At 69.6% G+C, this 22,032-nt stretch carries 27 protein-coding genes; 11 read left to right on the plus strand and 16 right to left on the minus strand.

From position 1 onward, the window contains the following. Positions 1-15 precede the first annotated feature (15 nt). The 3 genes from O7608_RS01055 to O7608_RS01065 all read right to left on the minus strand — a co-directional run bounded on the left by O7608_RS01055 (position 16) and on the right by O7608_RS01065 (position 2,469). Complete coding sequence (locus tag O7608_RS01055; RefSeq protein WP_289208212.1) at positions 16-1,797, minus strand: hypothetical protein; 1,782 nt, start codon at positions 1,795-1,797, stop codon at positions 16-18. Further along, positions 1,794-2,210: a DivIVA domain-containing protein gene (locus O7608_RS01060; RefSeq protein ID WP_289208213.1), complete on the minus strand. Its 417-nt coding sequence runs from the start codon at positions 2,208-2,210 to the stop codon at positions 1,794-1,796. Before O7608_RS01060 ends, O7608_RS01055 begins: the two co-directional genes overlap by 4 nt. 70 nt (positions 2,211-2,280) lie before the next feature. Beyond that, positions 2,281-2,469 (minus strand): hypothetical protein, encoded by a 189-nt coding sequence (locus O7608_RS01065; RefSeq protein WP_289208214.1) that lies wholly within the window; start codon positions 2,467-2,469, stop codon positions 2,281-2,283. A 550-nt stretch (positions 2,470-3,019) separates the two neighbouring features. Here O7608_RS01065 and O7608_RS01070 point away from each other — a divergent pair. The 4 genes from O7608_RS01070 to O7608_RS01085 all read left to right on the plus strand — a co-directional run bounded on the left by O7608_RS01070 (position 3,020) and on the right by O7608_RS01085 (position 5,268). Further along, positions 3,020-3,934 (plus strand): helix-turn-helix domain-containing protein, encoded by a 915-nt coding sequence (locus tag O7608_RS01070; RefSeq protein WP_289208215.1) that lies wholly within the window; start codon positions 3,020-3,022, stop codon positions 3,932-3,934. After that, complete coding sequence (locus O7608_RS01075) at positions 3,924-4,142, plus strand: DUF397 domain-containing protein (protein ID WP_289208216.1); 219 nt, start codon at positions 3,924-3,926, stop codon at positions 4,140-4,142. The genes O7608_RS01070 and O7608_RS01075 overlap by 11 nt, the downstream gene beginning before the upstream one ends. A gap of 11 nt (positions 4,143-4,153) precedes the next feature. Then, positions 4,154-4,510 (plus strand): hypothetical protein, encoded by a 357-nt coding sequence (locus O7608_RS01080; RefSeq protein WP_289208217.1) that lies wholly within the window; start codon positions 4,154-4,156, stop codon positions 4,508-4,510. 305 nt (positions 4,511-4,815) lie between these two features. Continuing rightward, on the plus strand, positions 4,816-5,268 hold the full coding sequence (locus O7608_RS01085) for a hypothetical protein (RefSeq protein WP_289208218.1): 453 nt from the start codon (positions 4,816-4,818) through the stop codon (positions 5,266-5,268). A 61-nt stretch (positions 5,269-5,329) separates the two neighbouring features. Here the strand turns inward: O7608_RS01085 and O7608_RS01090 are convergent, their stop codons facing one another. From O7608_RS01090 to O7608_RS01100, 3 genes are read right to left on the minus strand one after another with little or no spacing between them, the layout of a single operon-like run. Next, positions 5,330-5,758, minus strand: a complete 429-nt coding sequence (locus O7608_RS01090; RefSeq protein WP_289208219.1) for a hypothetical protein — start codon at positions 5,756-5,758, stop codon at positions 5,330-5,332. Positions 5,759-5,761: 3 nt separating this feature from the next. After that, complete coding sequence (locus O7608_RS01095; protein ID WP_289208220.1) at positions 5,762-6,388, minus strand: hypothetical protein; 627 nt, start codon at positions 6,386-6,388, stop codon at positions 5,762-5,764. After that, on the minus strand, positions 6,388-6,645 hold the full coding sequence (locus O7608_RS01100; protein WP_289208221.1) for a hypothetical protein: 258 nt from the start codon (positions 6,643-6,645) through the stop codon (positions 6,388-6,390). The genes O7608_RS01095 and O7608_RS01100 overlap by 1 nt, the downstream gene beginning before the upstream one ends. Positions 6,646-6,784: 139 nt before the next feature. On the opposite strand from O7608_RS01100, the gene O7608_RS01105 reads away from it, so the two are divergent. Then, positions 6,785-7,126 carry a hypothetical protein gene (locus O7608_RS01105; RefSeq protein ID WP_289208222.1) on the plus strand — a complete coding sequence of 114 codons (342 nt, stop codon included), beginning with the start codon at positions 6,785-6,787 and terminating at the stop codon, positions 7,124-7,126. Between the two features lie 99 nt (positions 7,127-7,225). Here the strand turns inward: O7608_RS01105 and O7608_RS01110 are convergent, their stop codons facing one another. After that, on the minus strand, positions 7,226-7,774 hold the full coding sequence (locus O7608_RS01110) for a DUF6993 domain-containing protein (RefSeq protein WP_289208223.1): 549 nt from the start codon (positions 7,772-7,774) through the stop codon (positions 7,226-7,228). A gap of 51 nt (positions 7,775-7,825) precedes the next feature. Here O7608_RS01110 and O7608_RS01115 point away from each other — a divergent pair, with 51 nt between their 5' ends. From O7608_RS01115 to O7608_RS01125, 3 genes are read left to right on the plus strand one after another with little or no spacing between them, the layout of a single operon-like run. Beyond that, positions 7,826-8,329 carry a hypothetical protein gene (locus O7608_RS01115; protein WP_289208224.1) on the plus strand — a complete coding sequence of 168 codons (504 nt, stop codon included), beginning with the start codon at positions 7,826-7,828 and terminating at the stop codon, positions 8,327-8,329. 40 nt (positions 8,330-8,369) lie between these two features. Continuing rightward, on the plus strand, positions 8,370-9,107 hold the full coding sequence (locus tag O7608_RS01120; RefSeq protein WP_289208225.1) for a VOC family protein: 738 nt from the start codon (positions 8,370-8,372) through the stop codon (positions 9,105-9,107). Between the two features lie 57 nt (positions 9,108-9,164). Beyond that, positions 9,165-9,452, plus strand: a complete 288-nt coding sequence (locus tag O7608_RS01125; RefSeq protein WP_289208226.1) for a helix-turn-helix transcriptional regulator — start codon at positions 9,165-9,167, stop codon at positions 9,450-9,452. A gap of 36 nt (positions 9,453-9,488) precedes the next feature. On the opposite strand, the gene O7608_RS01130 is transcribed toward O7608_RS01125, so the two are convergent. Both O7608_RS01130 and O7608_RS01135 read right to left on the minus strand, forming a co-directional pair. Then, positions 9,489-10,202, minus strand: a complete 714-nt coding sequence (locus O7608_RS01130) for a hypothetical protein (RefSeq protein WP_289208227.1) — start codon at positions 10,200-10,202, stop codon at positions 9,489-9,491. After that, positions 10,202-10,747 carry an RNA polymerase sigma factor gene (locus O7608_RS01135; protein WP_289208228.1) on the minus strand — a complete coding sequence of 182 codons (546 nt, stop codon included), beginning with the start codon at positions 10,745-10,747 and terminating at the stop codon, positions 10,202-10,204. The genes O7608_RS01130 and O7608_RS01135 overlap by 1 nt, the downstream gene beginning before the upstream one ends. A 121-nt stretch (positions 10,748-10,868) precedes the next feature. Here O7608_RS01135 and O7608_RS01140 point away from each other — a divergent pair, with 121 nt between their 5' ends. After that, positions 10,869-11,447, plus strand: a complete 579-nt coding sequence (locus O7608_RS01140) for a helix-turn-helix domain-containing protein (RefSeq protein WP_289208229.1) — start codon at positions 10,869-10,871, stop codon at positions 11,445-11,447. Beyond that, positions 11,444-12,667: a retropepsin-like aspartic protease gene (locus tag O7608_RS01145; RefSeq protein WP_289208230.1), complete on the plus strand. Its 1,224-nt coding sequence runs from the start codon at positions 11,444-11,446 to the stop codon at positions 12,665-12,667. Before O7608_RS01140 ends, O7608_RS01145 begins: the two co-directional genes overlap by 4 nt. Positions 12,668-12,807: 140 nt before the next feature. Here the strand turns inward: O7608_RS01145 and O7608_RS01150 are convergent, their stop codons facing one another. The 5 genes from O7608_RS01150 to O7608_RS01170 all read right to left on the minus strand — a co-directional run bounded on the left by O7608_RS01150 (position 12,808) and on the right by O7608_RS01170 (position 16,210). Next, positions 12,808-13,218: a type II toxin-antitoxin system VapC family toxin gene (locus O7608_RS01150; protein WP_281552877.1), complete on the minus strand. Its 411-nt coding sequence runs from the start codon at positions 13,216-13,218 to the stop codon at positions 12,808-12,810. Continuing rightward, positions 13,215-13,493 carry a type II toxin-antitoxin system Phd/YefM family antitoxin gene (locus O7608_RS01155; protein ID WP_281552875.1) on the minus strand — a complete coding sequence of 93 codons (279 nt, stop codon included), beginning with the start codon at positions 13,491-13,493 and terminating at the stop codon, positions 13,215-13,217. The genes O7608_RS01150 and O7608_RS01155 overlap by 4 nt, the downstream gene beginning before the upstream one ends. A 138-nt stretch (positions 13,494-13,631) precedes the next feature. Beyond that, on the minus strand, positions 13,632-14,576 hold the full coding sequence (locus O7608_RS01160) for an acyltransferase domain-containing protein (protein WP_281552874.1): 945 nt from the start codon (positions 14,574-14,576) through the stop codon (positions 13,632-13,634). Positions 14,577-14,660: 84 nt separating this feature from the next. Then, positions 14,661-15,482, minus strand: a complete 822-nt coding sequence (locus O7608_RS01165) for an SAM-dependent methyltransferase (protein ID WP_281552873.1) — start codon at positions 15,480-15,482, stop codon at positions 14,661-14,663. A 158-nt stretch (positions 15,483-15,640) separates the two neighbouring features. Then, positions 15,641-16,210, minus strand: coding sequence for a TetR family transcriptional regulator (locus O7608_RS01170; RefSeq protein ID WP_289208231.1), 570 nt, complete (start codon positions 16,208-16,210; stop codon positions 15,641-15,643). A gap of 120 nt (positions 16,211-16,330) precedes the next feature. Here O7608_RS01170 and O7608_RS01175 point away from each other — a divergent pair, with 120 nt between their 5' ends. Then, positions 16,331-17,239, plus strand: a complete 909-nt coding sequence (locus O7608_RS01175) for an SDR family oxidoreductase (protein ID WP_289208232.1) — start codon at positions 16,331-16,333, stop codon at positions 17,237-17,239. Between the two features lie 21 nt (positions 17,240-17,260). Here O7608_RS01175 and O7608_RS01180 read toward each other — a convergent pair whose 3' ends face one another. Both O7608_RS01180 and O7608_RS01185 read right to left on the minus strand, forming a co-directional pair. Beyond that, positions 17,261-19,564, minus strand: coding sequence for an IS1096 element passenger TnpR family protein (locus tag O7608_RS01180; RefSeq protein WP_289208233.1), 2,304 nt, complete (start codon positions 19,562-19,564; stop codon positions 17,261-17,263). Positions 19,565-19,617: 53 nt separating this feature from the next. Beyond that, positions 19,618-21,945, minus strand: coding sequence for a 2OG-Fe(II) oxygenase (locus tag O7608_RS01185; RefSeq protein WP_289208234.1), 2,328 nt, complete (start codon positions 21,943-21,945; stop codon positions 19,618-19,620). Positions 21,946-22,032: the final 87 nt, after the last annotated feature.

A 22,032-nucleotide genomic window follows, 5' to 3' on the forward strand; every position in this document is an offset into this window, starting at 1 on the left:
ACATCCTTCAGCCCTTCAGCCCCGAGGCTGGGCCGTGGTGGTGGTGGTGGTGTGGGTGCCGTCGGGGTGGAGCCGGACGGTGACGGGCTGGCCGGGCCGGGTGGCGGCGAGGCGGCGTACCTCGGTGATGCAGGCTGCGGTGTCGGGGAGCGTGCCGGCCGCCGCGGCCTGTTGTGGGACGGGCATCGGCTTCTCCTGGTCGGCGGGGATGGTGGCGCGCAGTGCCCCGTGCAGGTAGCGGTAGCAGAGCGCGACGGCTTCGGGCAGGCTCGCGCTGGTGGGGACCGGGTCGACCGCGAACGGGGTGGCGGGGTCGACGACCCGGACGGACCAGCTGTGGCCCTGCGACAGTTCGGGGCGGCCGACGGTGTTGCGGTGGTCGACGACGGTGACGTCCAGGGCGAGGCCGAGGCCGCGCACGACGGCGGCGAGTGCGTCGAGGGTGGGGCCGGGCCAGTCGGTGGCCAGGACCATGACGCGGGCGCCGTCGTGGGTCGCGCCGACTTCCCCGAGGTACGCGGCGACCGGGTCGCCGCCGGTGTGGGCGACCTGGCTGACGCCGTTGCGCAGGTGCTGGTCGATGACGTGTTCGCCGTCGATGTCGGTCAGGTCGGTCGGCCCGACGCCGAACTGTGCGGCGAGCGCGGCGATCTGGTAGTGCTCGGGCAGCTGCCACACGGTGGTGCCGGACGGCCGGTCGGTGAGCGTGCGGGTCGCCGGCTCGGGGGCGCTGTCGGGTCGCCAGTTGCGATGCACGGTCCGGCCGCGCAGGTCGGTGACGGTCAGCACCGCGCCGCGCCGCACCTGCCGGGTGCCGTAGCAGTCGAGGCAGAACGGCGGGTCGACCCGGTCGGCGCAGCGTCCACACGGGTGGGTGGGGATCGCCTCGCCCCAGTGTTTCGGGGTCGGCGGCTCCCAGCCGCGCACGTACTTGCCGGCGGTGTCGGCGGGGCGCAGACTGGCGTGCCACCAGTGCCGGTTGCGCCAGATGGCCTGCGCGCCGCCGTGCTGCTCGGCGTCGGCGACCATGCGGCGTTCGAGCTGGTCGAGGTCGTGGCCGCCGGGGTGGCCGTCGAGCCCGACCGGCACCGGGCGGGCGGTCAGCGCATCCTCGGTGAGGTAGTGGGCGGGCAGTTGCGGGTTGGCGACGGTCAGGCCGGTGACGGCGCGTTCGGCGGGGATGGTGGCGAGCGCGGTCGGCAGGTCGGCGATCCAGCGGTGCTGGTAGTCGGGGACCGTACCGCCGGGGTGTTCGAACCGGACGTCCCAGCTGAGCCCGCCCCGGCTGGAGCTGGGCCGCACTTCGAGGACCAGGTCGACGTGCAGCTGGTCGGCGAGGGCGCAGAGCCGGCCGAGCAGCCGGGCCGGGTCGCCGGGTGGCGGCGGTTCGCTGCTGCGGCCGATCAGGACCAGCCACGGCGTGACCTGCCGGTTGGTGAGCGCCACCGCTTCCCACCGGTGGCGGTCGCGCTGCGGGATGCCGGGCTGCCACTGGATCGGCAGCATCAGCCCGGAGGACGGGAGCCGGCCCGGCTCGTCGGGGAAGTCCGGGTCGCGCAGCGTCGATGCGGCCACGCCCGCGCGGGCGGCGAGGTCGGTGACGATCGGGGCGTACGGCAGCCACCAGGTGCCGCCCGGGGTCGGGATCGGGGTGAACGAGCCAGGGATCAGGCTGGTGGAGGCGACCGCCCCGGTGTCGAGGTTGGCGACGGTGAAGACGCGTTGCGCCCGTCGTCGGTCCGCGCCGACTCCGACGATGTGCAGTGAGCTGGGCGGTACCGCGTCGACGCCGTTCACGCCGCCACCCCCGCCCCGAACCGGTGGGACTGGCGGAACTGCTCGGACTGCCAGTCCCGCAGCGCCTGCTTGATCCGCGTGTTCTCGTCCTGGGTGGTGCGCAGTTCGGCGCGTAGGGCGGTCAGCTCGTCGGCGACCAGGTGCAGGAACGTGCGTACCTCGGTGGGGTCGCAGCCGCGCCGGACGCGGTCGCCGAACGCGCGGTCGCGGACCATGCCGGGGCTGATCGACGGCCGCACCGGCCGGCCGTAGTAGTGGCCGGCGGTGTTCGGCGCGGGCCGTACGGGCGGACGCCGGTCGGCGGCGTGCGTCGTGGTGCGGCGGGCGTGTTCGGCGATTTCGGCGAGGAGCCGCCGGTGCCGGCGGCTGCGGGGCAGCGGCGGCCGGCGGAACAGGTCGAGGAGTCTGCGCACGGCAGGACCACCTTTCAATCGGGGTACGGGTGAAGAAGGCGCGGTGCATGTCGTGGTGTCGCTGCACGGGTCAGCGGTGCCGGCGGGGTGCGAAGCGCAGGCCGGCGCGTTGGACGAAGATGTCGCGGCGTTCGCGGGCTTCCCCGTCGGGTCCGAGCACGTATCCGGCGAGCCAGACCCAACCGTCGTACGTCCAGCCCTTGTCCACTGTCGTCACCCGGAAGCGGAAGCCTCGGCCGGCCGCGAACTGCACACTCACCCGCCCGTCGATGATCAGCTCGTCGCCGGGGCGGGGGTCGGCAGGTGAGCGGTCGGCCGACCGGCTACCGATGGGCCGCCGGCACGGTCCATCGACCGCAGACCGGGCACCACCGGGATTTGACCTTGAAACAGAACAGCCCGACGAAGAACCCGAGCAGGACTCCGGAAGCCAGGGCACTGAACACGATCATGATCAACCCTTCCGATTGGGCCGGGGAGGCAGCCGGGCGGGCCGTTGCCGCGACCCGCCCGACCACCTGGGAATACAGCGAAACGCAACGGGAAAACGATCATGAACTCGCCGCTCCCCGCTACCCAGCAGCCGGCCAGTTGATCAACCGTCCACGAAGGTCGTTTCGGTACGGAGTCAACCATCGATCACGCAAAACCGCAACATTCAATTTTTGACTTCATAGTTTTGCCAGGCGGGCCGGAGAGGTAGCCACAGCGGGCAGCTACGCTCGGACAAGATCGTTCGGATGCAGTGTTAAATTTTTGCCGGACGCGATCGGCAGGGACGCGACGCACACCCGAGGGGAGGCTCCACAGTGGCAGTCGACGGAGACGATGCCGGCGCGGCCGTGGCTCGTCAGCGCCTGGCGCTGATGCTGCAGAACCTGCGCAAACAGGCGCGGAACAAGGACGGCACCCCGATAACGATCGAGCAGGCCGCGCAGCACATGGAGCGCGCCCGTCCCACCGCTCACCGGATCATCAACGGCCTGCCCGGCGTACGGGTCAAGGACCACGACGTGAAGTCCCTGGCCGAGCTGTTCGGCGCGGACGACGAGACCACGGCAACGATGCTGGCGCTGGCAGCAGCAACCAGGGTCAAGGGCTGGTTCTCACGGTTCCGCGACGTGCTCCCGCCCGGCTTCGACATGTACATCGGCCTGGAGGCCGCAGCTCAATCGGTCTGGGCCTACGAGGGCGAGCGCGTCCACGGACTCCTGCAGACCGAGGAGTACGCGCGGGAGATCCTTCGGATCTCAGCTACCGACGGCCCGAAAGCCGCAGATGCCGAGTTCGAACGCCGCGTCGCCGTCAGGATGCGCCGACAGGAGATCCTGACAAGATCAGACAATCCCGTCGACTTCACCGTCGTGCTCGGCGAGGCCGTGCTGCACCGCGCCATCGGTGGACCAGCCGTGATGGCCCGCCAACTACAGCAGATCAACGAGCGGGGCACCCTGCCGAACGTCTCCGTCCGGGTCGTGCCGTACAGCGTCGGCGCGCACTACGGCATCGACACGGGGCCGTTCGCGGTCATAACGTTCCCGGAGCAAGGCGGGCCGGCAACGGCCTACATGGACAACTTCACCGGCCACCTCCTGACCCACAAACCGTCCGATATCAGTCGATTCGAGGCCGCAGCGGCAGCCATCAACCGCAGCGCCCTGAACGAAACCGCATCCAGGAACCTGATCCACCAGAGAGCGAAGGAGCTATCCCATGCCAAGTAGTCGTGACGCGCTCTCCCCAGAGGTCCTGGCCACAGCGCAGTACCGCAAGTCAACGCGATCGGACAGCACAGGTTCATGCGTCGAGGTGGCCACCAACGTCCCCGCCACAGTCCTCGTACGCGACAGCAAAGACCCCGCCGGCCCGGCACTCACCTTCGCCCCCGCCGGCTGGACGTCCTTCCTCTCCACCCTCACCGACACCCCCTGACCGACCTGCACGTGGATTCGAGCGCCACCGCCGAGCAGCTTGCCGAGGCACTACCCGCCAAGCTGCTCCGCGCACACCGGGTCCAGATCCTCGATCGGCAAGGCGAACACCCAGCTCGCAAGCGGCGTACTCATGGTCGCCCATGGCTACTCGCCGATGTCGTAGGTGCTGACGCCCTGGAAGCGCTCGCAGCCGCGCTTCGCCTGCGGCCCGAGTCTGGGCTCATGGACTGGCTGTCCTGGCCCGATTGCTGGCTCAAGATCACCGACAGCGACGGCTCCGACCTGATCACGCTAGGTGTGCTCACGCCGGACTGGCTGCGCTGGGAGCCTACGGCGACCTCCGACTTCACCAGCCCGAGTTGCTGACCAACTGGCTACAACGTTGGCGCCCTGATTCCCGCCTCCAATGATTAGTCGCGAAACCGCAGGTCAGAGCTATCGAATTGACGTGATCGGAAAACTTGACCACGATGAAGCATCGCCTGCTAGCACCAGGGCGGACCACCCAGAGAAGGGGAGCGTTGTACCCAAGGGTCACAAGTGTCCAAAATGCGGCAAGTACACGCTTCAGCCGTACACTACCAATCAATTGAGATGCTCAAACTGCCACACGATCACGAAGAAGTAGCAAATCAGGAAGCCGTCACGAATCCCCCGGTTGGGTCAAGCTCATGGATGAAGAAACCCAGTTTCTCAGCACGATCCTCAGGCGAGACTGGAATGAATACGACTCCTTCGTCCGACGACTGGAAGCCGAAGGTAAGGGCACGCCGGTAGCGATCATCGGGTATGCCTTCTTCGTCGCAGTTCAGCGACGGTTCGGCCAGTACCTCGACCCAGCCGAGGTTATAAGGTTCGTCGCCGATGCGCGAGCGAACCTCATCGAGGGACACGAACTACCAGAGAAAGAATCCAAATCTCTCATCTTTGCCATGCTCGGCATGGACATCACGGGTGCCGAAGAAACCGTCGACAAGATTAACATCGGCGAGATGGCAGAAATCCAGGCCAAGCTCCTGTTCAGGCTCGTCGAGGACGCGCAATTGAGCGACGATCAGATTGACGCTTTCCTCCTAGAAGCCGAAGGGCTGCTCCACGAGGCCCACCCCGAGCACCGCACATAAAATGTTGGCCTGCGCAATGAAACTGGGACGGCCTCAACCTGGTCAGCGGCCGACGCCACCGTCAGAGTCGACTAGCCGTTTCGACAGCGCTGGCGAGAATGGCATCAATCTCGTCCCCGCTCGCCCGACCCTCGCCGAGCACATGCATGATGGTAAGGCTCTGGATCTTACCGGCCATCTCAGGATCGAAGTCGGACTCGACATCGGGGTCGAGTGCCGCCTTCACCAGGCGTTCCGCAGCATTGGCATCGATCTCACGTGGATCCACCGGAGCAGCTGAGCGCAGCTCCGCAACGAATTGCACGATGTCGGCTTCGCTAGCAAGTTCCGATAGGCGATGGTTGACTGCATAGTAGAAGACGATCCCCAGCAGAGTCGAGAAGTCACCCCAACCCTTGGCGTTCAACTGGGCCTCCAGGCGATCATTCTCGACGTAATCGCCTTTGAGCATGGTGCGAAAATACTCGACCAGGTCTGGCTCGATCTTCATTATCTACTTCCCTTCACGGCGCTTCTTGTATTTCTTCCACATCTCACGACCCACCAACGCGGTGGCACCCGCAGCCATGATTACTGCAGTCACAGGGTTGTCCACAGCCGGGCGATCAGCGGGAAGCGGCTCCGGCGCTACCGTCGTCGCACTCTCCGAACCCGGCTTGATCTTGAACAGATCCAGGATTTCCTTCCCGGTCTGCATCGTCTTTTCGGCGTTCTGCAGGTGTTCCTCAGCAGAGTCACCCTTCTGCACGAAGCGACGCGCAAACCGGTCGGCCCTGCTGCCGCCACTCTCAGCCTCTGCCACAAGGCGTTCACCAGAGACGTCGATTTTAGGTTCAGACGGAGGTGCCACCCCTGGGGCAATATGGTTCACATAGTTGACGAGATGCTCACAGATGTCGTTCAGGATTCCGGCGACCCGGTCGGCTTTCGCCCCAGCGATCTGCACTTCAGAGATCGCTGTCTTGATCAACTGGTCATTGCTTCCCTGAGCAGCTTCTGTGTAGTGCCCGGCTGCCTGCTCGGCATCCGCCTGTGCACGGTTGGCTGTCACGGCTGCGGCAAGCAGCCGCTCCCGCGCAGCGTAGAGCCGCGCTACCACGTCGCCGAGGGTCCCGGACATCAGAGCTTGTCCACGTATTCGTTCGCGTACTGCACAGCAGCTTCGAACCGCCGGATCGCCAGTTCGACCTCACGCTCCAACGAGTCCAGCTTCGCCTTTGCCTTCTCGACCTCGTCATGGCTGCTGTCATGCATCGTCGCCCGAGCCAGAGCACCCGCTTCGGTTGCCTCGGCCAGCGCCTGTTCAAGGATCTGGCACCCGCGCCGGACTGCCTCGTTGCCCAGCTCGACGGTCCGCTTCACATCGTCAACGCTCATCGGCCACCGCCCGTCGCCCTCCCGCCACCAGCCGAACCTACCGAACCCCACCACCGTCCAACAGGGTCGGACGATGTCGGGTCAGACTCAGGGAGGCGGGCGGCGCTGACAACCCAGCGGTCGGTCATGATTGGCGTTCATGAGCACCGACGATCCGTTCACCACCATCACCGAGTCAACTTTCGTGGCACGGTTCATGCTCGATCCAGGGACGGACACCGTAGATGGGGTGGCCTCTGTCGACGTGTTCGTCGACCTTCCCGACGGCTCCACCTGGTCGTTGACGATCTTCACCGTCGATGAGGTCGGCCGCCTGTTGGCGCGGTGGAAGAAGACCGGGGAGCTTGCGAACGGCAGCTACTTCTGGGCCGTCGACCAGCTCATCGTGCCGGAGCCGGGCATGCCAGCGATGACCGCGGCAATCCGGGAGTTGGTGCGCAAGGGAGACATCACCAGCGCTGGCGCGCGATGCGAGGACTAGCGCGGACGGGTCAACGAACGCACCGGTGATGGATACGACGCGGTTCCGTGCCGACGCGGACGCCGCATGAACAGTGGACCACTTCAGGCGTGCAGTCGCTCAGGAGAATAGGCAGGCGTCGTCGGGCAGGCGACCAACGATCAGCGGCGGCGCGGCGGTCTCCGGCCGAACGTAGCCGAGCAGGCAGGCGCGCCCGGCCCGTACGGCGTACAGGATCGCCCCCGCCGGGGCCGGATCGGTGAACCGGGCCGACCGTACCGCCGGATCGGTGAAGCCGGCAGCGACCAGCGCCTGCCGGACCGCGTCCGGTGTCGTGGCCGGGAGCCGGCAGGGCTCCGGCGGCCCGGGACAGTCCGCGCCGAGCTCGCGGACGAAGCCGTCCAGCAGCGCCTGCCGGCGGGGCTGCGCCGCCACCCGCTCCTCGTCCGTCAGCGGCGTACGCCGGCCGAGATCCTCCGCGATGCGATCGCAGTAGTCATCGACGCTGGACGCCACCTGCGCGCAAACGAACTGCTTCACCGTTACAGCCGGCCGCTCGTCCGGCCCGCTGGCCGACACGCTGGCCCGCACCAGCGGCACGGCGACCGCCGTGGCGCTGGCGACCACGAACAGTACGGCGATGGGTAGCCCAATCCGGACAGCCCGCATTGAGTCACGGTACCGCTGCCCGGCGACACTATTGGAGCGATGGGAGACGTCATGGGCAGACACAGATCGCTGGTTGCCGCCGTACTGATCATGGGAGCCCTGTCGGGTTGCGCCGGCACCTCCACCGCAGAGGCGTGTCGACTCGTCGGTGTCCAGAACGGGATCGGGATCCGGATCGCCGGGCCGGTGGCGGAGCAGGTCGGCACCGCCGAGCTGGTGGTCTGCTGGGACACCGCCTGTCAGCGGCGGCAGGTCATGCTCCTGCCCAGCTCGACCGTCACCGACAACGGCTGCGCTGACGGCGGACCCGACGCTGCCTGCGCGGCGGACGCGGTGGCCACCGGGGACAAGGTCGGATTCGCCGCCGTCGCCGACCTGCCGCCGAGCCCGGTCGAGGTGACCCTGAGCTTGGCTGACGCCACCGGCGCGGAGTTCGTCGCCGAGACTGTGACGCTCACCGCGAAGCAGGTCAACGTCCCGGGTGTCGGCTGCGGCAGCGGGTTGCAGGGGCACATCGACGTCGATGCCGAGGCAGACGTACGCCCGAACGCCTGATCAACAGCTTCCGGCTCACCTTGCGTCTAGCATCGTCGGGGTGGCGACGCGGCTGGTGCAGATCAACATGAAGGCTCGCAGCGACTCCGCGTTGGGTGGTTTCTGGGCGGCGGTCCTCGGCTGGGAGGTCTCCAGCGAGGGACCGGGCGTGACCAACCTCGAACCCGCAGGCTTCGTCTACCCCGATCCGGTCGCCGTCTGCATCGACCTGGTCATGTCCGCCGAACCCAAGACGGTGAAGAACCGCGTACACCTCGACCTGGCCACCACCTCGGCGGCCCATCAGGCGGAGTCGGTCGCACGACTGACGGAGCTCGGCGCGACCCCCGTCGACATCGGCCAGGGCGACGCGCCGTGGACCGTGCTGGCCGACCCGGAAGGCAACGAGTTCTGCGTGCTGGAGCCCCGGCCGATCTACCTGGACACCGGGCCGATCGCCACGGTCGTGGTCGACTGCGCCGACCCGCGAGCAATGGCCCGCTTCTGGAGCGAGGCCACGGACTGGACCCTGTACGAGGTGACCAACGAGACCGCGAGGCTGCGCTCCGCTGCCGGCGTCGGCCCGTACCTGGAGTTCGTCCGTACGCCCGACGCGAAGGTCGGGTGGAACCGCGTCCACCTCGACGTCCGCTCGTACCCGGATGACGACCTGGACGCCGAAGCAGCCAGGCTGCGGGCGCTTGGCGCCACTCCCGTCGACCTCGGCCGAAGCGACATCCCGTGGAAGGCCTTCGCCGATCCGGAAGGCAACGAGTTCTGCCTCCTCACCCCAGCCTGATCCCGCCGTGGCGCACCGGCCCACACGATCGTGCGGTCTTGCTGAGGCGAGTAGAGGATGCGACGGGCCGAACCTGTGGAGAGCAGCCGGAAGCGCGACGAGTTCGCCGACACCATCCGCCAGCGGCGGCGCGCGCTCGGGTTGCGCCAGGACGAGCTGGCCGACCTCGCCGGAGTCTCCGAACGGTTCGTCTACGGGTTGGAGAACGGCAAACGGACCGTACAACTCGACAAGGTCCTCGCTGTGATCTCGACCCTCGGCCTGCATCTGGAGCTACGCCGTGGCGCAGGCCGCGAGATCACCACGGGTCGAGGTGAGGCTGACGCACCTCAAAATCGCGTTTGAGGTGCGTCAGCCTCACCTCGATGCACAGCTGCATGCTCACTCGGCGGGCTGCGGCCACCACATCGTCGTTGGGTGCGGGCTGGGCCCGGTGTAGCGGGCTGAGCCGAGCGTGCCGGACAGGGTGCAGGATGTGGAGCCGGCCGGCGCGAGGTACATCATCGTGTAGAAGAACTGCGTCTGCGGGTCGGCGTGCGTCGAGATGACCAGCACGCTTCCGTCGGGGAACAGCTCCGGCTGCATCACGTATCCGTCGGTGGAGACCGGTTCGCCCTCAGGCCCGAGCTTGTTGAGCGCCTCACTGGTGTAGTCCCGGCCTGCCCCGGGGCAGAAGCGTTCCGGCAGCCCGGTGCGCAACTCGGTCGGCACCCCGGCCTGACGCAGGTCGGCGGCGAGGCCAGCCGGATCGTCGAGCCGGTCCCACTCCACGATCAGCTCCACCGAGCCGTCCGGGTTGGCGGTCACCGCGTATGCGGGGGTGGCGCCGCCGGGGCCGTCGAGCCAGATCGTCGACGCCGCGAGGGCCACCGCCACCGCTGCGGCGGCGACCCCGCCGAACGCCAGCCGCCGGTGCCGCACCCGACGAACAGCGGTACGCGGACGCCGTACCGCCGCCAAGCCGGAAGGTTGCGCGGTGTCGGACCGGGGCTGCGCGAGGATTCCGGCCAGCATCGCCGTGGCCTGGGACGATTCGGCGTCCACCCGCCAGCCGGCGACCGGATCCGCGTCGCGCATCAGTCTGTCGGTCTCCATCATCGTCCTCCTTCGTTCGCCAGCGGGGAGAGCGCGGCGTCCGCCGGCCTCCTGGTCGGGGTCGGCGCCAACGCGGCCGCCAGCCGCCGCCGGGCCCGAAACAACCGCACCTTGTACGCGGTACGACTGCACCCCATGACGGTGGCGGCGGCAGTGGCGTCGAGCCCTTCCCAGGCGGCCAGCCGCAGCGCCTCCTGGTCCGCTTCGGACAGTTGCGCCAGCGCGTGGCGGACCCGTACCTGGTCGATCACGACATCGGCGTGGTCGGCCGTGACCGTCTCGACGACCGCGCCCAGCCGGGTCGTCAGCCTCGCCTGCCGGGCCCGGCCCCGGATCTCGTTGCCGATCAGGTGCCGGGTGGTGGCGTACAGCCAGGGCAGCGGGTCGGTGGTCGGCACGTCCGGCAGGCGTCGCCAGGCCACCAGGAACGCCTCGCTGACGAGGTCCGGCGCGCGTTCCCGGCCGACCCGGCGGGCCGCGTACCGCATCACCGCGCCGTAGTGCCGCCGGAACAGCTCCGCGAATCGTCTCCGATCGTCGTCCATGCCTGGTCTGTTTCCGCCTCCGCCGTCGGGGTTACCGCCCGCGCGGGGGCGTCGTTGACAGCTTTGCAGCCAACTTTGTACGCTAGTACGACATTCCGGAACAACGATCAGGGGTGACCGGGTGGCATCGGATTCAACGGAGCTGCGGATCGCCGCGCTGGAGCGGCGCGTCGAGCAGTTGGAAACGGCGGCAGGCCGGGGCGGCGGTGGGTCGGGCACCGGTCGAGCAGCCGGAAGCGAAGCGTTGGGGCTGCTCGACCGGCTACGTGAGCAGCGTGCCGAGGCCTCCGGAGAGCCGACGGAGACCGGCTCGATCACCTATGCGGGGGCAGCCGGGTTCGGCCGCCGCGAATACCAGTGGGTCATGGAGCATCGCGTCCAGGATCTCGCCGCCGCCGACTGGGCAGCCGCCGCCGGCACGCTCGAATCCCTCGGCAGCCCGGCACGCCTGGCCCTGCTCGCCGCACTGCTCGGCGCGCCACGCACCCGTATGCAGCTGCAGGAGGTGCTCGGCGAAAGTTCGACCGGACATCTCTACCACCATCTGCGCGTCCTACAGACGGCCGGCCTGCTCGCCCAGCCCCGCCGTGGCGAGTACGAGCTGACCCCGCGAGCAGTCATCCCTCTGCTGACCATCATCGCCGCAACTTCCGACCTCGACACCGGCGGCCAACCGCCGCCAGCGGAGGAGGAGCGGTGAGCCGGCACCAGGGGCTGCTGCCGAGTGGGTCCGCACGCGCCGCGTGGCGGGCGTGGACCCGGGGAGACGTCAGCGAGGTCGAACGGCTGGCGGCGCAGGTGAGCCCTCGGCAACGCGCGCACCTGCTGTTCCTCACCGACTACGTGTGCGGACGCTACGAACAGGCGCTGGCACACCACGCGACGCTGCGACCAGGGCCGCTGGGCTTCAGGCGGTTGGACGGGCTCGTCGCGCAGGCACTGCTGCATCTGGACAGACCAGCCGAAGCGGCGGCGTACCTGCGCCGGCGACGGCCGCGACGACCGACACCGCCGGACCTTCAGCTGCGAGTGGACCACCCGCTGACAAGCAGCCTCGGCCGCACCACGACACTGCCGTTCGCCGACCACGCGTTGGCGCCGTACCTGCCGGCGGTGGCCGCGACCATCGACGGCCACCAGGTGAACGCCGTCATCGACACCGGCGGGCCTTTCATCGTCATGGGCACCCCGCGCGCCGACGCGCTCGGCATCCGGCTCGTCGCCACCGGCCGGCAGCACCACGGCACCACCCGCACCGACAGCTACACCGGCCTCGCCCACGAGCTGACCCTCGGCGACGCCACGCTGACCAACGTGCCCGTCGAGGCGATGCCCACGTTGAAAGGCGGCCAGGATGTAGTGGTCATCGGCACCAACGTCCTGCAACGGTTCCTCACCACCGTCGACTACCCCGGCGAACGGCTGCTCCTGTCGCCCCGTCGCGACCCCGACGGGTCAGCCACGCATCAGGCGTTGCTCGGCACTTGGCCCGAGGCCGCACGCATTCCGTTCCACCTGTGGAGTGACCATTACATGTTCGCCCGTGGCGGTTTCGGCGACCGCCAGGATCTCAACTACTTCATCGACTCCGGGCTCGCGTACGTCGTCCGGGGCGACGACGGATCGCCGCCCCGGCAGGCCTGCCTGTACGCGACAGCCCGGCGGTACCGCTCCTGGGGAGTCCCCCGTGCCCGCGCCGCCGGCCCGCACTTCGACACCGACGCACCGATCTCACTCGGCCCGCTGCGGCAGCAGCGGCAGTTCGTAGCCACCGCACCGGGTAGACGTGCACCGTGGGCGTCGTTCGGCGGCGTACGGATCGACGGTCTGCTGTCGCACGCCTTCCTGAGCAGGTACGCCTGGACCATCGACTTCGACCGGCACGAGTACGCCTTCCGCCAGCCGGCCCAGCTCTCGTGAGGCAGGGCGGCAAAGCAAGCCCGGCTAGATCTCGGCTAAATCGCCTGCGTCTGGCAACGCCACCATGCGGCGGCGAAAGCGGGCCAGGCAAAGTCGGCACACCCTGGGTAACGGTGGTGGCGGTACCTCGTCTTTGTGGGTCAGTTCTGGCCAGGGCTTGCTACGGGTAGTCCTGCTTCCTTGGCATGGTCGAGCAGCCGCCGGTCGTAGGTCACGAAGGCAGTGAGTGCCGTGCCGGACTCGTTGGTCAGCACCTGGGCGGTGGCCAGGTGGATGGCGTCGAGGCTGCGGAGCGTCGGCTCGGCGAACGCGGCTGCGGTCGCCCGAATCGTGCTGTCGATCTCGAGTCGGAACAGCCGTCCGACGGCAGCCGGCACGCCGATCAACGCTTGCGGAGCTGCTCGGCGCAGCGCTCTGGGCACTTCCACCTCGACGAGAGCGGAGGAGACCAGCGGCACATCGTCGTGCTTGTTGAGCCAGGAGACAAGGTCGGCGCTGCACACCTCCTGCCGAACCAGCTTGACGACGGCAGCTGAATCGAGATAGATCACCAGCGCTCCTCGTCACGCATCGCGACAAGCGAGGCGGCCACGTCCACATCCTCGTCACCGAGCTTCGGGGGAAGCGGCACAGAGCCGCCGCCGGTGGGGGCGACGGCTCGCCCCGCCGCTACCAGCTTCGCCAATACTGACCGGTCGTCGCCTACCGGAACAAGTCGGGCAATCGGGTGTCCGCGGTCGGTGATCTCGACAGTCTCGCCACCACTCACCCGAGCCAACACCTGACTCGTGTTCTGATTCAGCTCTCGGACACCGATACGCTCCATGGACACGAGTGTAGAACTAGATGTTCTACGTTTCCAGCTCCTGGTGATCCGGCGACAGCAGACAGCCGGTCGGCCGTCACCCGCCTCGTTTCCGCCTCGGCCGTCGCGGTTACCGAGCCGGGTGCAGAGCAGGCGTGGTCAGCTCGGGAAGCGACCGCGGCGCCACTGCCAGTGGCGGCCGGCGGACAGGTGGTCGACGACGGCGCGTTGCAGAACGGTACGGCGTGGTAGCGCGTCGAGCGGCGTGCTCAGGGTGCGGAACACGAACCGCAGCACCTCGACGTCGGCGTCCGGCCCGTCCTGCTCCTGGTACGGCTCCAGCTCGAACCGGCGCTGGAACCGGACGATGTTCGAGTCCGCCGGCAGGTACTCCCGCAGTTGCGGGTCGAGCAGCCACGACCCGCAGGCGAACGCCGCGTACCGCCCGTCGGGGAAGTGCCGGGGGAAGAACGCGCGGGCCGCGTCGAGTGACGCGCTGACCGCCTCCGGGGTCAGCGGCCCCGCGTCGGGGATGTGCAGTTCGATGGCGGTGTCGCTGCGGTGGTGCTGCAGCCGGCCCAGCTCGTAGAGGCCGCCGCGCACGTGCAGGGTCAGCCAGGCCTGCATCACCGGCCAGCCCTCGCCACGCATCCGCCGGTCGATGGCGAGGTTGCGGCCCAGGTCCGCGAGGGTCGCCCAGGACACGGCGTCGGCGATGCCGTGGGCGCGGTGGTACGCCCGGACGACGTCGACCAGGGCCAGGTACGCGTACACGTAGAGGTGCCGCCAGGCGGGTCCCCGGTCGCGGGGCAGCTCCGGGCCGGGTGCCAGCCAGCCGTAGCCGCCGAGGTCGGCCCGGACCAGGGCGATCGTCCGGTCGAGCAGCCAGCGCAGCTCCGGAGTCCACAGCGGCGAGTCGGGATCCGGCCAGCCGGCCATGATTTCGGCGGCGTCGTCCGGCCGCACCGCGAGCCGGTCCAGGATCGCGGGCGCGTCGGCCCTGGCCGGCAGCGGAGCCGACGGCCGGTCACCGGCGAGCCGGTGCACCCGCTCGACGTCGGCGACGGGCACCCCGAGCCGGGCGGCGGTCTCGTCCAGGTTCACCCGGACGACGCTACCGCCCAGGCCGCAGTTACCGGCGTGCTGCGGGCGACTCGCCTCCGGCAACGGCGCTGCCTGGTGCGGCGGTCAGGGAATTCGGGCGACCGCACCGTACACCGACACGTCGGCTGCCGCCGGACGTGGCTGGTCCTGCTCGTCGGCGCGCCAGTCGCTCACCACCCCGATCCCGGGTGGTACGAGGTCCAGGCCCTCCACCAGCGCGGCGAACTCGGCGCGTTCCCGGGGCCAGATGTCGGTCTGCCCGGCAGCCAGCATCCGGTCGTAGACCGCTGCGATCGGTGCCGGGAGGAAGTCCTTGGTCGCGTTGCTGACGACCAGGTAGCTGCCCGGCGGCAGCGCGTCGACAAGCTCGGCGACGACCGGCGCGGCCGCCCCTCGACCCGGCAGGAAGTGCAGTACCGCGACGAGCATCAGCCCGACCGGCTTGGACAGGTCCAGGGTGGCGAGCAGGTCGGGATGGTTGAGGATCTTGCCGGGCTCGCGCAGATCGGCCTCGATGTAGGACGTTCTGCCCTGGGTGGTGCTGGTCAGCAGGGCCCTGGCGTGCACCATCACCATCGGATCGTTGTCGACGTACACCACCCGCGACTCCGGCGCGATCGCCTGGGCGATCTCGTGCGTGTTGTCCGCGGTGGGCAGGCCGGTGCCGATGTCGAGGAACTGCCTGATCCCGGCCTCGGCGGCCAGGAACCGGGTCGCCCGGCCGAGGAAGCGGCGGTTTTCTCGCGCCGCGATCGGCGCGCTCGGCCAGGCCGCCGCGATCTGGTCCGCCGAGGCCCGATCGACGGCGAAGTTGTCCTTCCCACCGAGCCAGTAGTTGTATCGGCGGGCCGGATGCGGCACCGAGGTGTCGAGCCGGTCGAACAGCGTTGCGTCGTGGTCGGCCATGAGAACCTCCGGAACCCAGTTGAGTACGCCGGGCCGTCGGCTGTCGCGCCGACGGCCAACGGGCGACCGATCATACTGGACGGTTTACTGTGTGCTGGCCCGGCGGGCGCACCGTCGTCCAGCGACAGCCGTCATGCCGGCAACGTACCGCACGGCAACTACCGTCGAGCAGGCGAGGTGATCGCCTGTAGTTCGCTGGCGACCTCGGCGATCAGGTCGGTGAGCGAGTCGCGGTTGCCGGGCTCGACCCAGCGGGTGTACGCGACCCGGAACACGGTGACACCCGACTCGGTGGCCAGGGTCGCCGTGGTCTGGCCGAAGCCCTTGGCGCACAGCGCGGCAACGACCGCGGCCACCAGCGAGCCCATTTTGCGCAGCTCACGTTCCTGCAGCTCGGAGCTGCTCTCGATGATGGTCTGGCGGACCCGGACCAGCTCGAGGCGGTCGGCGAAGATCTCCTCCGCCACCCGGCGGAAGGCGGCGACGACCGCCTCGAAGGGGGCGGCATCCGTCTCGGTCACCGCCTTGACGAGGAGGTCTTCCAACTGCCCGCTGCCGCCGAACAGCGCCTCGCGTTTGTCGCCGAAGAGCCGATAGAAGGTGCGTTTGTCGAGGCCGGCGCGGGTGGCGATGTCGGTGACCGTGGTCTGTTCGAAGCCGCGTTCACGGAACAGCTCGAAGGCGGCCGCCTCCAGGCGGCCGCGTGCGTCCGGTTGCCAGCGGGCCATGCCGCGATGGTATCCGATGTCACACTACGACATCTTCTTGATCCAGCCATGTCGCCTAGTGACATCACAAGGTAGGGTGATGTCACAAGGCGACATCGGCACTCACGAAGGAACACCAACATGCGCGTATTCGTCACAGGCGCCTCCGGCCACCTCGGCTCGGCGGTCGTGCCGGCCCTGATCTCCGCCGGACACGACGTCGTCGGCCTGGCCCGCTCCGAAGCGTCCACTGCCGCGATCGAGAAACTGGGTGCCCGGACGCGCCGCGGCGACCTGTCCGACCTCGACGTTCTCCGTACGGAGGCGAACGCCGCCGACGGCGTCATCCACCTGGCGTTCCGTCACGACCTACTGCTCACCGGCGACCTGACCGGCGCCGCCGGTGCCGACCTGGCCGCCCTCCACGCACTCGCCGACGGTCTGAGCGGTTCCGGCAAACCGCTGGTCGGTACGGGCGGCACGGCCATGCTCGCGATGGGCGGACTCGTCGGCCGCCCCGGCACCGAACACGACGCCCTCCCGAGCGGCTACCGGGTCGACGCGGAGAACTTCGTGATCGGCCTCGCCTCCCACGACGTGCGCTCCTGCGTCGTCCGGCTCGCTCCGACGGTGCACAGCCCGCTCGACCGCAACGGTTTCGTCACCGTCCTCGTCGCCGCCGCCCGGCAGCACGGGTACGCGGCGTACGTCGGCGAAGGCACCAACCGGTGGCCGGCCGTGCACACGCTCGACGCGGCCGACCTCTACCGGCTCGCCCTCGAAAAGGCCCCGGCCGGCTCCCGCCTGCACGCCGCCGCCGACGAAGGAGTCCCCTTCCGACAGATCGCCGCCGCCATCGCCCGCAACCTCGACGTGCCGGTCCGCAGCATCAGCCCCGAGGAAGCCGACGACTACTTCGGCTTCCTCGGGCCGTTCGCCCAACTGGACAATCCGACGTCGGCCGCGATCACCCGGGAACTCCTGGGCTGGTCCCCCAGCCGCCCCGGCCTGATCGCCGACCTGCACGACGGGCACTACTTCCAGGCGTGACGTCCCCGACGCGACCAACGCTCAGCCGAGGTCCTCGGGATCCGGGGTGAGCCGGTCGCGGGCTGCCGCGTTGAACCTGGTCGTACCGAGGCCGTGCTCGACGGCGAGCTCGGTGAGGTCGCCGAGCAGTTCATCGTCCGGGCCGACCTGGTCCAGGTAGTCCATGGTTTCGCGGGCCAGGTCGGACTCCAGGTTCCAGAGCTGGTCGCTGATCGCGGTGAGCGCGGCGGACCAGGCCGCAACAGACTGACTCGGCGCCAGTTCCCACGACTCGAGTTCGGCGGCGAGAATCCGGTGCCGGTCGGCCAAATCGGACACCCACAGCGGCTGCTCGGTCAGTTGCCCGGGTCGCGCCACCGGGACGGCGGCGGTTCGCAGCGCGAACGCCCGCCGCAGGTCTTCCCCGTCGGTGGTGGTCGGCGTGATGTCGCTGAGATAGCTGCGGGCGGCCGCCCGCTCGGGGTCGGCGTAGGCGCGGTCGAACGCCTCGTCGATCTCGGCGATCCGGGCCGCCAGCACCTCGACAGCGGCGGCGGGCAGGCCCTGCTGCTCGGCCGCCCACCCGGCCCAGGCGGTGACGGCGGCACTGAGCCCGGCCCGCTGGGCAAGGGTCAGTTCGAAGGTACGTGGGACGTGTTCGCCGAGGACGTGTCCGAGCCAGACCGGCCCGATCCGGGTCGGCGCCGAACCGTCCGTCCCGGTGGAACCGGCCAGGACCTGCGCCCAGAACCGCAGGACGTCGCCGTCGACGCCCGGCAGGGGTGCGGTGGCGGCCAGGAACCCGTCGACCGCCGCAGCCCGGTCCGCCCGGGTGTGGCGGGCCGGCTCGACCGGTTCGGGCTGTGGGAGCAGGTCGACCCGCTGCGCCACGATCGGCAGCCAGGCCCGGCTCTCGGCCGGCAGGTCAGAACTGACTCGCCGGAGCACGCCGGCCAACGCCCCGGACGCCCACGCCAGGGTGGTCTCTTCCAGGATCACCGGGCCGGCGGCGGTGGCGGCGGACTTTTCCAGCACCTCCCGCAGCGCGTCGACGCTTCGAGACAGGTGGACCACGCTGACCGTGGGGGTGGGGCAGGTGGCGATCTCGACGAGGATGCCGTGTTCGGCGGCGTCGCCGAGGTAGCCGAAGGTCACCAGCACGGCCTCCTGATCACCGAAGGCGTCCCGGTAGCGCCACGCCCGCCGTGGGTCCACCTTGCCGAGCCGCTCGGCCCATGCCGGAAACGGCACTCCATGCCGGGCCAGGTCGGTCAGCGCCTTCCCCGTGACCAGGCCGGGCATCAGGTGGTTCACGGCGGCGACGAACGCCGCCACGTGCGGTCTCGGCCGCCGGTTCGCGATGGAGAGCGCCCCCATCGCCAGCCCGATCGACCCCGACGGTTGGGTCTGGTCGAACCTGGCCAGCAGCTGCGCGGTGTGGATTTCCACGTCCATGGGGTCGGCCCGGTCGCCGAACTCACGGAACGACTCAGCCTCGGCGGCGACCACGTCGGCGCTGGACTCGGCAAGTTCCATCAGCCCATCGATCGCCTGCCTGACCTGGTCGGCGACCGGCTCGGCCGGCCAGCTGCCGTCACCCGCCAGCACGGTGAACGTGTTGCCGGGTCCGCCGGGCCGGATCTCGTCGAGAGTGGCCGTGTGGCGCCACCTCCGGCCGTGGCCGTGAAAGTAGTGGAACTGGTCGCCGAGTTCGGTGGCGATCGACACCAGCCGTTCCCCGTCCGCCGGGACACCACGCTGGCCAGACCCGGGCGCGACGATCGTGTACTCGTCGGTGCGGAAGGCGTACGACCCCTCACCGGGCAGCTCGAAGGCCTCCTGAAGCATCCGGTGGGCCCGATCCAGCGGGGTGTTCGACGGGATGGCAACCCGCCGCCACACCCGCTGCGCCACCCCGTCGAGCTCGACGGTGAGCACCAGCGACGCCGGGTCGGCCGGTTCGACCGCCAGGAACGACGGTGCCGCGCAGCACCTCTTGTACTTGCGGCCGGAGCCGCACCAGCACCCGGCGTTGCGCTCCGGCGGCCAGGCGACGGTGTCGGCGCCCTGCTCACCGAGCCAGCCCACGAAACCCAGCCGGGTCTGCCGGCTGGTCGGGTCCTGGCCGGTCTGTTCCGCGTACGCCAGCAGGCCGGGCACGTCCAGCGCGACGATCCGGATCGGGCCTCGGCCGTCGGTGGACAGGGCCTGCAGCTGCTGTTGAATCTCGCGGCGGTAGTCCGCGTGGTCCCGGTAGTTGGTGGCGTCCAGCAGGCCGCGCTCCCACGCCTGCTCGTAGGCCGAGGGTGGAAAGTACGCCATCTGTCGGACGGCCGTGATCGGCATGCTCGGGTCCTCGTAGCTGTTCGGAGTGGTCGGGGTCGGACCGGCCGGCTCGGTCAGTGGGTGAGCCAGGCCAGGTCTTCCTGGGCGCGGCGGCGGGCCTCGCGTTCGCGATCGAAGAGCGCGTCGGTCTTGCGCAGCACCAGAGTGTACGGTCGCCCGCTGCGCCGGGTCTGATGGTCGACCGGCAGGTCGGCCTGGTCGATGCGGGAGTGGACGTGGCGGCGGCGCTGCTCGGCCAGCGGCCACTCGAAGGTGCGGCGCGCCGGATCGCCGAGGAACGCCACCAAGGTGGTGCACAGCTCGCAGTCGCATCCCTTGGGCAGTTCCACCGACCAGTCGTCGGCGGCCCGAACTGGCCTGGCGAGCCGCTGCTCGAGCCGCCGGGCGGCGTGCGCGGTGAGGGTGTCGAGGCCGGTCACCTGCTGCCCCGCCTGGTCCGCTGCGGTCGCGCGGGTGGCCCGCAGCGTCGACATCGCGCAGCCAAGCACGTCGTCCTCGTCTTGACAGAGGAACTCGACCGGCCCGTCAGCCAGGTCAGCCGTACCGAGGCTGGCGGCACCAGCCAGGACGACGGCGATCTGCGGCCCCAGGTCCGCGAGGTACCTGCGCCGGTCGCGGGCCGCCGGGTAGCTGAGCATTCCTCGGGCCCGGCCGTGCAGTTCGGACCAGACGCCGGCCACCAGCAGCCGGCCGACCAGCACACCCCCGGTGTCGGAGGTGGCCCGCAGCGCCGCGCACATCGCGGGCAGCGATGCCAGCCAGTCCGGGGTCTGCTTGTCGAACAGCGACGAACGGGACAGCCAGTTCCGGCCGAACCAGCCGTTGACCCGCTCCCGGGTCCAGGACTCGCCGTAGCGGGTGGCGAGGCGGGCGAGCACCGGGGCGTCGGCCGGCGCCAGCGCCTCCACCCGCAGCGGCGCGAGCAGCATGGCAGCCAGGTCCGGCTCGTCGAGCTCCCAGGCGACCGCCAGTGCCCGCCCGGCAACAAGCTCACCGGCCGCCGGGGTGACCCGCCAGAACGAGGCGAGCGTGGCGGCGCTGCTCCGGGCACCGGCGACGTCCCCGGCCCGCAGCAGACCGGCGAGCCGGTCGAGGGCCCAGCCTGGCGACGCCTGCGCACGGATCGCGAAGGTCCACCGACGTGGCCACACGACGATCGCCGCCCGGCGGTACCACCGGTCCAACGTGTTGCCGTAGTTGCCCATGTACCCCTCGTACTCCGACGATTGGGGCGACAGGTTCGCGGTGGGCGTCGTGGCACACACCTCGTCGTCGGAAACCCGCAGCGACGTCGGCACCACCTCGCCGGACTCGTCCAGCCAGCAGTCGAGGGTCATCGACGAGTCGATGAGCTCTTCGAGCTCGTACTTGCCCGACCCGCTCCCGCCGCTGGGTTCCTCGTCGTTCCGATACCGGCCGTACCGACTCCGGCCCCGACCCCAGCGGCCCCATGATTCCTCGGGGTCGAGGGCGCTCCAGGTCTCCTGCAGCTCCGCCAACGCCAGGGTGACCTCACAACCGGCGGCCTGCGCGGCCGCCCGCACCGCTGCGGCACGTCCGACGTCGTCGCCCTTGAGCCGGTCCCAGCCCAACGCCCGCTGGGTGTACTCGTGGTCCAGCAGGTAGACCAGCCGGGCGGGCCCGTCGGCCGATTCCGCGAAGTGATCGTCCAGGCAGCCGGTCAACTCGGTGACCAGGTCCTGGCCCAGCGAGCCGGCGGCCAGGGTGACCGGGTCACCGGCGAGCAACAGGTTGTAGGTCAACACGATCCGGTGGCCCGTCGTCACCGGCGACACCTGGTGCCGACAGTCGGCGTAGAACGCGACGAAGGTCAGCTCGTCCGGTGACGATTCGTAGCTCCCGGTCCGGCCGGCGTGCTCGATCGACAGCACGCCGCCGGCCGACTCCGACGGCAACGTCACCACCAGGGTGCCGATCATCGCATCAGCCTTCTCCGAATCCTGATGTGGCGCGAAGAACTGGCCGGGCGCGTACACCAGCATCGAGTGCAGCTCGGCGACCAGCTCGCACCCCTGCGGCAGGCCGAGGTCGGCCCGGAGCTGGTCCAGCATCGGGTGGAGCGTCTCGTGCCACCGCTGTTCGTCGATGTCGACGAGGCTCGTCGGGACTTCCCACGTGTCGCGCACCCCGGCGTCCGTCAGCGTCTGCTCACCCTTGCCGAACCTGGCCGGCCGGCCAACTGAGCACAGCTGCTTCGCCTGCTCGGCGGCCGCCGGCAAGGCGATCGGCCCGACACCGCGCACCGCGAGCCTCAGACCATGGGGTGACGCGGTACGACGTGCGCTGAACGCGCCAGCCGGGCCAACGGTGCCCAGTAGCGCGGCCAGTCGGTCAGGCGGGGTCACGGGGGATGCTGGCACGCGCAGACTCTAGGCCAGACAATCCGGTAGGGCCACTCGCACGTCCGTTCAGCGGACAACCGGTGCGACAGTCGACTATGGGCAGGA

Origin of the sequence: Solwaraspora sp. WMMA2056 (assembly GCF_030345095.1) — a bacterium.
Lineage (GTDB): Bacteria > Actinomycetota > Actinomycetes > Mycobacteriales > Micromonosporaceae > Micromonospora_E.

Coding starts and splice junctions, on each gene's coding strand:
- O7608_RS01105 (WP_289208222.1), top strand. CDS start 6,785: ATGAGCACCGACGATCCGTTCACCACCATCACCGAGTCAACTTTCGTG.
- O7608_RS01100 (WP_289208221.1), bottom strand. CDS start 6,645: ATGAGCGTTGACGATGTGAAGCGGACCGTCGAGCTGGGCAACGAGGCA.
- O7608_RS01110 (WP_289208223.1), bottom strand. CDS start 7,774: ATGCGGGCTGTCCGGATTGGGCTACCCATCGCCGTACTGTTCGTGGTC.
- O7608_RS01170 (WP_289208231.1), bottom strand. CDS start 16,210: ATGGCCCGCTGGCAACCGGACGCACGCGGCCGCCTGGAGGCGGCCGCC.
- O7608_RS01095 (WP_289208220.1), bottom strand. CDS start 6,388: ATGTCCGGGACCCTCGGCGACGTGGTAGCGCGGCTCTACGCTGCGCGG.
- O7608_RS01125 (WP_289208226.1), top strand. CDS start 9,165: ATGCGACGGGCCGAACCTGTGGAGAGCAGCCGGAAGCGCGACGAGTTC.
- O7608_RS01075 (WP_289208216.1), top strand. CDS start 3,924: ATGCCAAGTAGTCGTGACGCGCTCTCCCCAGAGGTCCTGGCCACAGCG.
- O7608_RS01155 (WP_281552875.1), bottom strand. CDS start 13,493: ATGGAGCGTATCGGTGTCCGAGAGCTGAATCAGAACACGAGTCAGGTG.
- O7608_RS01165 (WP_281552873.1), bottom strand. CDS start 15,482: ATGGCCGACCACGACGCAACGCTGTTCGACCGGCTCGACACCTCGGTG.
- O7608_RS01090 (WP_289208219.1), bottom strand. CDS start 5,758: ATGAAGATCGAGCCAGACCTGGTCGAGTATTTTCGCACCATGCTCAAA.
- O7608_RS01085 (WP_289208218.1), top strand. CDS start 4,816: ATGGATGAAGAAACCCAGTTTCTCAGCACGATCCTCAGGCGAGACTGG.
- O7608_RS01180 (WP_289208233.1), bottom strand. CDS start 19,564: ATGCCGATCACGGCCGTCCGACAGATGGCGTACTTTCCACCCTCGGCC.
- O7608_RS01130 (WP_289208227.1), bottom strand. CDS start 10,202: ATGGAGACCGACAGACTGATGCGCGACGCGGATCCGGTCGCCGGCTGG.
- O7608_RS01115 (WP_289208224.1), top strand. CDS start 7,826: ATGGGCAGACACAGATCGCTGGTTGCCGCCGTACTGATCATGGGAGCC.
- O7608_RS01135 (WP_289208228.1), bottom strand. CDS start 10,747: ATGGACGACGATCGGAGACGATTCGCGGAGCTGTTCCGGCGGCACTAC.
- O7608_RS01175 (WP_289208232.1), top strand. CDS start 16,331: ATGCGCGTATTCGTCACAGGCGCCTCCGGCCACCTCGGCTCGGCGGTC.